The sequence below is a fragment of the Oceanospirillum linum genome (assembly GCF_001995095.2).
Taxonomy (GTDB): Bacteria; Pseudomonadota; Gammaproteobacteria; order Pseudomonadales; family Halomonadaceae; genus Oceanospirillum; species Oceanospirillum linum.
The window spans coordinates 1-11,067 of sequence record NZ_MTSD02000014.1 but is presented as its reverse complement, the minus strand read 5'-3'; the positions used below and the strand labels follow the sequence as shown (position 1 = coordinate 11,067).

Sequence of the window (11,067 nt, the reverse complement as noted above, 5' to 3'; positions counted from 1 at the left end):
CTTACCACTCGCAGGGTTGATCATCCTCTGACAGATAGCCTGTTTCTTCGACCGTGCTATCAACATCAAGATCGCCAAAGCTCTCGGTATCACCATGACTCTGGTCTGCTTCAATCTCACCATACCAGCCCTGATCCGAGACAGGTTGCTGCACACCGTTCTCCAGTGCATCCATCAACCCCTGGTTCTGACTCTCTCCAAAGAGGAAGAGGTCGTTTTCACCGGTAAGATCAAACTCCTCCTGCTCAGGAATACCGAAGTCATTCTCCGAGTTACCTGCCAATGTAAGTTCAGGCTCTTCCACCGTATCAGGCTCAGATTCTGCCATATCGGACTCAGTCTCGGCAGCAGAGGTTTCAGGTTCAGACTCTTCTGCCATATCGGACTCAGACTCAGTTTCTGTCACAGATCCCGACTCAGCCCCGTCTGTCATAGACTGATCTGCATCGGCCAACAGTTGACTCAACTCATCCTGACTTACAAGGAAATCTGCCTCTTCGAAGGTAATCACCCGGTCATTTCCGATCTCATCAGCATCAAATACCGCAACCAACTGACCATCAGCATAGAGGCTGACTGTATCACCAGACTGATAGTCGAAAGCACCGTGGTCTAGCTCCCCGGTCAACCCTGAACTGGTTTCGTAACTTAGCCCTTCAATCGGCTCTTTGGCAAAGCTGGCCGTGATTAAAGAGCTATCAGCCAGTGAAGAGTCCTCAACAGATAAAGAGCCATCAGCAGGTAAAGAGCCTTCAGCAGGTAAAGAGCCTTCAGCAGGTAAAGAGCCTTCAGCAGGTAAAGAGCCATCAGCAGATAAAGAGTCGTCAAGGTGTGCTTCAAACTCTGTTTGCCCACCATGCTCCTGAAGCATTCTCTGAACATGATCCATCGCCTGTTCTTCAGAGATCGCTGTTTTGCCTGCCAGCTCAACCGCATCACGCACTTCAGCTTCAGTAGCTGTACTCAAGTCTATGGATACATCTTCATAAGCAGCATGGATGTCCGGCGTGATGGTAATGCCATTATCGGCATTACCATCCGCATCCAGTGACTGCAGAAAGACGGCCATGTTTTCAACATATTCGTCATTCAAGTCGGCACGGGATACGTCCGCCATATCCTGCAGGAAAATATTGGACTGACCAAGATCATCTGGTGTGGCAGTTCCAATCACCACATCCCCAATATTAAAGGTTACAGAATCACCCTCCCGATATTCGAAGTTACCTTCTTCATCGGTTAAACCGGTCAGACCAGAAGATGTTGTGTAAGCAATGCCTTCAATCACGCCATCAACAATGGTTTTAGTCTGAACGGCACTCGTATCATCACCAGTATTAGCCGTGCCCATATCTTCTGTAGAGATGGCAGTTGCCTCTATATTCAGGCCACCAGCACCATCTGAAACAAGGGCTTCAGGACTGGTTAATTTCAGACCGGCTAACTGGTCTGGTGACAGGGTAATCGAACCGTCTGTGATTGTGAGATTATCACCATTGCTGTTCATTAAGGCGCTGCCATCCGGTATGCCATCAACCCGCAAAGATAGCGACTCACTATCGTCATTCAGTGATGCAGAAAGATCCAGATCATAGGTGAAAGAACCATCACCATTATCCACTTCATTATCAAGCACAGGGTCATCCAGATCTGGCTGATCAGCCTCTGGAAGAACTTCAATATTAAATGAACGGGTAGCAGCCGTATCCAGCACGTCGTCGCCATCAACTGTTTTAACGCTGACATTCATGGTCATAGTGCCACTGTAATCTTCCGGTGGCGTCACTTCCAAGGACTCAGCCTGAGCAGGAGTTAAACCGTCAAAGGTAATGGAGCCGCCGCTACCGGACGTACCTGTGACAGGGTTGCCATTAACCGAGAAGGTTGAGCCTGCTTCATGGCCACTTAACGTCACATTAACTTGTTCCGAGCTATCCTCAAGAGTCAGGTTCAATCCTAAATCAATTGCCGTATCTTCGGTGCCGGAAGAACCTGCATCAGCAATAACAAGAGTATCGGCTTCCGGCTCGACAGTCAGATTAAAAGACTCTGTAACCGCAGTATCCAGCACATCATTGCCATCGACAGTTTTTACATTAATGCCAATATTCATGGTGCCACTGTAATTTTGTGGCGGTGTAATACTGAGAGTTTCAGCATCAGACTCCGTCAATTCGCTGAAGTCTGCTTTACCATTTCCGCCAACAATACGGCTCTGCCCATCAACACTCACAGTAGAGCCTGGCTCCAACCCGGTCAGAGTTACATTCAATAGCTCACTACTATCAACCAGGCTAAGCTCCAGCCCAACATCCACAGCGGTTGCATCCTCTGTCACTGTTTTATCAGTCACATCAGTGATGCTAACGTTATCAGCCTCAGGATTAACTGTGATATGAACGGTCACCGTCTCGGCATCCGTGAGGATATCCAGCACATCCCCATTCTCATCGACCTCTACAGTCTGAACATGAACATCAAGATCCAGGTCACCGCTGTAGTTCTCCTGAGGGATCAATTTGATGCTTTGTGCCTCTTCCGCAGTTAACAGGCTTTCATCAGCCAATAACTGAGTCTGGCCAAGGCTATCAGTGTATTCAGCCCTGAAGCCCGCGTTGGTAAACTCTTCTCCAAATGTAACTTTCAGCTTCTCGCTACCATCCAGATCCGACATAATGACATCAAGGTCAAGTGACATGCCGTCATTATCCTCAAGACCCTGAATCTCATTATCCTGAGCACTACCAGCATCCACTTCTAAGATTTCACTGGCAACCGGATTGATCGTCAACGTAACGGTGTCAGAACCCTGCTCAATCTCTTTCGTAACCTTATCAAAGCTGAATGCAGAGACTTCAACGCTAAACTCACCGCCATAGGTTCCTGTAGTGTCATGAAGCACCAGGCCACCGCCAGAAGGGACCTCTGATCCTTTAAGAACAATACTGACAGTGCCATCACCGTTGTCACTGTAGTTACCAATCTGGTTACCGGCTGCATCACGTATCACCAGGGCATCCGGTATGCCGCTGATTTTAACAGAAGCAATCTCACTGCCATCGCTATCATGTTGGAAAACAGACAGATCCAATGGGTAGTCTTCAGCCTCATCAATATCTGCAGTCGGTGTTAAATCTACGTCAATTTGGTCAACCTGTGAGGCCAGATTAATACTAAAGGAGTCTGTTATAACTTCTGTAACATCAGAGCCGCCATTAGTATCAATATCTGTCCACTGATAACTGATATCAAAACTATAACTACCATGGCTATAAGCATCAGGCACAAAAGAAACTGAGCCTAAATGCTCGCCAGCAACCGTGTAAGACCCGTCACCGTTATCAACAACACCCGGCCCCCGGAGCGTACCGCCACTTTGTGGCGTAATGGTTACGTCCCCCTGAAGCTCTTCTGAGCCATCGTTATCCGAAGAGCTGATCTGTAAGTTCAGAGCAATGCCTTCAGAGGCAGGATCATCGATCTCTGTGCCGCCATCAGCGCTCACCGATGTGTTATCCAGAACAGGGTTAATATCTAAGGTGATATTTTCAGAAACGAAAGACTGATTGCCGTTGCTGTCAGTGGCAATAATATCAACATCAAAGCCAGCATCGCCGTTAAAATCAGCATCAGGGTTAAAGTTAATAGCACCGGTTCCCACATAACTGCCATCCGGTAGCTGATACATGCCACTGGTATCTACAGAGCCGTTTGTTTCATTGCCATCAATAACATATGACAGGTTTGCACCATCTGCAGCGGTTCCATTCAGTACATCAGTTAAGGATGTATCTTCCAGGCCTGTATCTTTACTGCTAACAACGATGGAAGGCGCACTACCACTGCCACCACCACTACCGTCGTCAACCACTAAGTGTCCATCACCATCGACACCAGCAACAGGCTCTGATCCACCGGTATACCCGATAGTAAAGGTGTGGGCCTGATCAAAAAGTAGATCCCCGTCATTTTCCTCACTGACCGGAATAATTTCCAGGTTAAGAGAGCCGTCGCCCGCATTCGTCTGAAGAATCTTGATATTGGCTGCATCAAATGCATCCGCAGGTACAACCCAGACACCGCCACCAGCATTAATACCACCCTCAACCATCCAGGTAGTATTCCCTGCGCCGCTCTGGTTCTGAATAATATAGTACTCAGATTCTGAGGTATCGTCTGATGGCGATGTGCCTGCAGTATCATCATGGTAGCGGTCTTCTATATTGTCATTTCGGACAACAATATCCGTCAGCGATGTGGCCGAATCGCCGCTTGCCACATCCTGCACAATGAAGCCATCATAATCTGTATCAGCAACATCATCGGACGTACCATTTCCGGCGTTATCGGTATCCTCCCAGCCATCAGCAACACCGGATATTTTAACGGTATGCCCGGTAATAACCTCTTGCATATCTTCATCATTGGTAGAGCTGTCATCCATATCATCTTTCAGATATCGATGGAACTGAATACCAGACAGATCCACATTGGAGTGCTGAGGCGCAAGAACCTCAATAGAACCTATGTCACCATGATCCAGATAAACCAGGTTGTTGGCGTAATCGATCACCAGGCCGTCACCCTGAATCTGAATATCTTCAGCTGTTTCTCCCAGACCTGGTATCTCAATTTTCAGGTCATACGTGTTGCCATCATACTCATATTGACCTTCAACTAGCTGATCCCCATCGCTGGAGCCAATGGTTAATCCCAGCTCGATCCATTCATCTTCGTTACCGGACGACTGAGAATCTCCATACCCCTCTACTTCTGGTTGCACTACGATATTCATAGTGTAATCCGATATCAGAGTGTCAGTCTCCTGACCTGAATCCGGGTCAACATCTAAAACAGTAACGCGAACATCAAAATCAAGAGAACCACTGTAATCCGCATCTGGAGTTTTCAGCTGGATACTGTAGTCACCATCATTAATCTTCTGCAGGGTTTCATTATCAATACGCCAGTCTGTGCCGCCACTATCTGCATTCGCCAATACCAGCTGATCAAAGAGCTCAGTGCCATTGCTATCAACAATACGCAGGCCAACATCATTCGGCACATTGCGAATCAGTGCGTATACTTCTTCAGAGAGGTGTTGCTCTTCGCCGGAGGCGATCTGGAAGCCTGACAGGTCCTGCCAGTTACCACTTTCAGTCAAAGTAATAGGGGTATCTGTTCCTGTCACCAGAGGTTCATCAGCCACACTGGTAAGCTGCACCTCAAACGTATCAGTAACCTCTTTGGTTTTCTCACCACCAACACTGCCATCCCAGTTAGGCTCAGTGGATTTCTGGTTAAGAGTCAGCGTAAAGTCTTCGTTGCTGTCATGGGCAGGAACCAATTTAAGGTTTTCTACATAGGCATTGAAAGCTGATTTTGAGGTCAGTACAACGTCACCGGGCGAGGCAGTGTAATGCTGTCCATCCGGGTCAAGGACAATTTTGATACTATCCAGACTACCGTCAGCACCGTCACCATTTAACAGATTACCGCTCTTATCAAATATAAAAGTATCTGCCGGGATACCATCTATCTTAAGCTCAATAACTTCTGTATTCGTGTATCGGCCTTCCTGGAAGTTAATCTCGAGATCAATGGCCTCGGATACATCATAAGTACCATCTGCATTTTGGGTCAGCTCACCGGTGCTCTGATTCCGACCACTATCTTCCGGAGCAATAACACTGGTAGCAGAAATAAGATTCAAATCCAGATCGGCATCACCGGAAACCTGGATTTTCAGTATATCCGGCTCTCCCCACACTTGATTAGAATCACCATTGTCACTCCAGAGGCTATCAGATCCACGCCCATCTTCATCTGTATCGAGCACTGCAGTCTTTATTTTAAAGCTAAGCTCACCATTGAAGTTAGAAGGTGCTTTAATTTGCAGGGTATCAAGCTTATCCGCAGGAATATCAAAGTAATTCTTTGACGGGTAGAAGCTGTGTGATTTTAAAGCACCACTATCGCTCTCATAACTCAGCTGCGTGCCATTAGGCAGGTTGGTATCACTATCAAAATAAAAGCGAACCCAGGTATTACTTTCACTGCCGTCAGCATCTCCGGTAGAGGCTGTTAGCTCATTGAATACCGAGCTTCCATCAGTCCAACCCGCATCCAGATGCTGCCAACCGGAATCTTCCAGTAGCGTGTCCTGGTAGGTGACGGTTTCAGATTCCAAATCACCCAGGGTCCAGGGCTGATCAGCTTCCGGGGTAATCACAATGGATTGTGTAAAAGACACCAGAGAGCCGTCTTCAAGAGACAGTTCATAATCCAGAGAAATATCTTCACTACTATCAACCGGTGGCGTGATCGTCAGACCCAGTGCTTCCTGCCAGTCGGAAACCGTATACTCACCACCAACAGGGGTTAGCTCGTTCCCATCTCCATCTTTGAGAGTCACTCCGACAGGAATCCCGGAAACTGTAATTGAGGAAAAATCTTCTTCCGGGTGAATGTCACCAAGATGTTCCAGAAGCTGTATTTCCCAGTCACCACCTGCACCATCGCCTTCCTGAGTATTGCGGTTATCTTCAACACCAGCAATATCAAGATCACGGATTGTCGTGGTTACACTGGCGTCATCATAAGTAACGGTTTCATATGCACCACCAGGGGTATAAGCAGCATCTTCACTGTAAGAGTTTTCCACCAGCTCCACAGTGAAAGTTTCATTGTTATCCGCCCAGATATCATCCACAGCCTGAGCACTAAAGGCCTGACCTAAAGTAACTTCCGTTCCTTCTATCAGGTAATCTCCGTTTTCGGCGGTGTGATTATCAAAGCGGACATCAACAGTACCATTCAGATCGACAAAATCACCCGCCTCATTCAGGGCTTTAACAACATAGAAAGCACTGGTTTCACCATCTTCATGAATCTGAGTTGCAGATACCGGATCACCATTGTCATCCAGCAGCACATTACCCTGATCATCTGAGGCAAACAGTTTCAGGGTAAAGGCGCTGTCGTTATCGTTAGGCGTTGAGGTATTGGTCTCATCCAGAATGGTGGTGGTCACGGTATCCGGTGCGTAGGTTACCGCTTCATAAGAGCCGGCATCGCTGAAACTACCTTCATTCAGAGAGACCACAAAATCTTCGCCATTATCAGCCAGCGCATCATCCACCGATGTGGCGCTAAAGGCCTGACCTACGGTGACATTGGTGTTGCCGTAGGTGTAATCACTATCTTCTGTGGAGTCATTGGTAAAGGTGACATCCACCGTACCATCAGGTTGGTCTGCTAACAGGTCACCCTGGTCATCCACCGCTTTCACCACGTAGTACGCGGTGGTATCGCCGTTATTACTGTCTTCATGGATTTCCGTGGCGGTGATCGGGTCACCATTGCCATCCAGCAGCACATTGCCCTGATCATCCGATGCAAACAGTTTCAGGGTAAAGGCGCTGTCGTTATCACCCGGGGTTGCCGGATCGTTATCTGTCTCATCCAGAATCGTGGTGGTCACGGTATCCGGTGCGTAGGTTACCGCTTCATAAGAGCCGGCATCGCTGAAACTACCTTCATTCAGAGAGACCACAAAATCTTCGCCATTATCAGCCAGCGCATCATCCACCGATGTGGCGCTAAAGGCCTGACCTACGGTGACATTGGTGTTGCCGTAGGTGTAATCACTATCTTCTGTGGAGTCATTGGTAAAGGTGACATCCACCGTACCATCAGGTTGGTCTGCTAACAGGTCACCCTGGTCATCCACCGCTTTCACCACGTAGTACGCGGTGGTATCGCCGTTATTACTGTCTTCATGGATTTCCGTGGCGGTGATCGGGTCACCATTGCCATCCAGCAGCACATTGCCCTGATCATCCGATGCAAACAGTTTCAGGGTAAAGGCGCTGTCGTTATCACCCGGGGTTGCCGGATCGTTATCTGTCTCATCCAGAATGGTGGTGGTCACGGTATCCGGTGCGTAGGTTACGGTTTCATACTGACCGCTGCCATCGGCGGTATTCGCCGCATCTTCGCTGTAGCTGCCATCATTCAGGGAGACCACAAAGTCTTCGCCATTATCCGCCAGTGCATCATCCACCGATGTGGCACTAAAGGCCTGTCCTACGGTGACATTGGTGTTGCCGTAGGTGTAATCACTATCTTCTGTGGAGTCATTGGTAAAGGTGACGTCCACCGTACCGCCGGGTTGGTCTGCTAACAGATCACCCTGGTCATCCACCGCTTTCACCACGTAGTACGCGGTGGTATCGCCGTTATTACTGTCTTCATGGATTTCCGTAGCGGTGATCGGGTCACCATTGCCATCCAGCAGCACATTGCCCTGATCATCCGATGCAAACAGTTTCAGGGTGAAAGCGCTGTCGTTATCACCCGGGGTTGCCGGATCGTTATCTGTCTCATCCAGAATCGTGGTGGTCACGGTATCCGGTGCGTAGGTTACGGTTTCATACTGACCGCTACCATCGGCGGTATTCGCGGCATCTTCGCTGTAGCTGCCATCATTCAGGGAGACCACAAAGTCTTCGCCATTATCGGCCAGCGCATCATCCACCGATGTGGCACTAAAGGCCTGTCCTACGGTGACATTGGTGTTGCCGTAGGTGTAATCACTATCTTCTGTGGAGTCATTGGTAAAGGTGACGTCCACCGTGCCTTTTGGCTGATTCGGTAATGGATTTCCACGGGCATCCACCGCCTTTACCACGTAGTACGCGGTGGTATCGTCGTTATTACTGTCTTCATGGATTTCCGTGGCGGTGATCGGGTCACCATTGCCATCCAGCAGCACATTGCCCTGATCATCCGAGGCAAACAGTTTCAGGGTGAAGGCGCTGTCGTTATCGTTAGGCGTTGATGTATTGGTCTCATCCAGAATGGTGGTGGTCACGGTATCCGGTGCGTAGGTTACCGTTTCATAAGAGCCGGCATCACTGAAACTCCCTTCATTCAGAGAGACCACAAAATTTTCGCCATTATCGGACAGGGCATCATCCACGGATGTGGCACTAAAGGCCTGTCCTACGGTGACATTGGTATTGCCGTAAGTATAGTCACCACTTTCCGCGGAACCATTAGTAAAGGTAACGTCTACCATGCCTTCCGGCTGGTTTATCAGAGGGTTACCTTCCTCATCCACGGCTTTAACAACATAATACGCCGTAGTACTACCATTGCCGCTATCTTCATGGATTACTGATGCATCAGTGACAATATTGCCATCAGCATCAGACGGGAATAGCTTCAGGGTAAAGGCGTTATCGTTATCGCCCGGGGTTGTCGGGTCGTTGTCCGTCTCATCCAGAATGGTGGTGGTCACGGTATCCGGTGCGTAGGTTACGGTTTCATACTGACCGCTACCATCGGCGGTATTAGCCGCATCTTCGCTGTAGCTGCCATTATTCAGGGAGACCACAAAGTCTTCACCATTATCGGCCAGCGCATCATCCACCGATGTGGCGCTAAAGGCCTGACCTACGGCGACATTGGTGTTGCCGTAGGTGTAATCACTATCTTCTGTGGAGTCATTGGTAAAGGTGACGTCCACCGTACCGCCGGGTTGGTCTGCTAACAGGTCACCCTGGTCATCCACCGCTTTCACCACGTAGTACGCGGTGATATCGCCGTTATTACTGTCTTCATGGATTTCCGTGGCGGTGATCGGGTCACCATTGCCATCCAGCAGCACATTGCCCTGATCATCCGATGCAAACAGTTTCAGGGTAAAGGCACTGTCGTTATCACCCGGGGTTGCCGGATCGTTATCCGTCTCATCCAGAATGGTGGTATTAACATTGATATTGCCATAATTGACAACGTCAAAGCCTGAAGGATTATCCCAGTCCTGATTCAGCGTAAGAGAAAAATTCTCCCCATTGTCGGAAAGACCATCATCAGTTGCGGTGATGTTAAAAACCTGACCAACCGTTGCATTGACGGCACCCGGAGCTTCGTAATCTGAGCCTCGCTGGGCGCTGTCCCCTGCCGCGCCTACTGTAACCGAAACCGTACCACCCGGCTGGTTAGGCAGAATATTTCCCTGAGCATCGAAAGCCAGAATAATGTAATCACCGGTATCCGGGAAATCACTTCCACCATCACCCTGATAACCTGGTTCATAGATGGTATTCACCTTCACATATTCGCCATCAACGACAGCGAAGAGTCCCAAGCTTACCTCGGTAGGCTCCGGTACGGGATCTGTTTCAGGATCTGTTTCAGGGTCTAACTCTGTAGGAGGCGTTGGTTCAGGGCGAGGCTCTGGGTCATCATTCTGGTCAGTCGGTACCGGGGTTGAGGTTCCTGAGTCCAAAGGTATTACCAGATCATCAATGGCCGCCTCCGATGTACCACCCGGAGAATCGATATTTATTCCCTGAGGATCGGACTGAGTGTCACGTACAGGAGTAATCGGCTCCTGAATACCAGCCTGAGCCCCATCACTCGGCTCCAACTCGTCACGGGTCGAGGTAACCGTTTCTATGTCGGTCTGTTCAAGCTGGTCGGCTAGTGCCTCATCCCTGATAGCACCTTCTACGAAGCCGGAACGTTCGCCATTGATCTCTTCCGGAATAACAGTCTGAATATTTTCATTTCCGGATTCCTGAGTATTACCCATGAGTTCTGAAGTATCGATACGGTTAGTATCTTCCTGCTCGCCCTCTTCCTGGCGGCTCAGAACAGTTGCCTCATCAAACAGCAGCGCTTCCTCAGATACATTCTGAGAGCTGGTATTGTCCTTAATACCGGACTCATTTAAGTTGCTGTCTTTATCGGCCATGATTTAATACCTCAGTTTTAGAGATCACATTAAAATTCTTATACTCGGATGATAAAAGATCCACTACAAGATATCAGCTGACCAAAAGTTATACTTCCTGCAACACTTGTCAAAGGTCAAAAAAAACACCTCTTACCGGTCAGCGTGTCAGCTTTTGCATCTCAACCGCATAAACAACCGCCTCTATTCGCCTGTTCCTGCTATGGGCCGCTTCGTTATCTGCCGGATCTAACAATCTCGACTCACCATACCCTTTGCTCCGCACCCGTTGCGGATCAACCTTGAACTCTTCAACCAATACC

1 protein-coding gene is annotated in these 11,067 nt (G+C 48.8%); it reads right to left on the bottom strand.

The features are described 5' to 3' along the window. Nucleotide 1 precedes the first annotated feature (1 nt). Complete coding sequence (locus BTA35_RS16355; protein WP_078320893.1) at nucleotides 2–10,765, bottom strand: hypothetical protein; 10,764 nt, start codon at nucleotides 10,763–10,765, stop codon at nucleotides 2–4. Nucleotides 10,766–11,067: the final 302 nt, after the last annotated feature.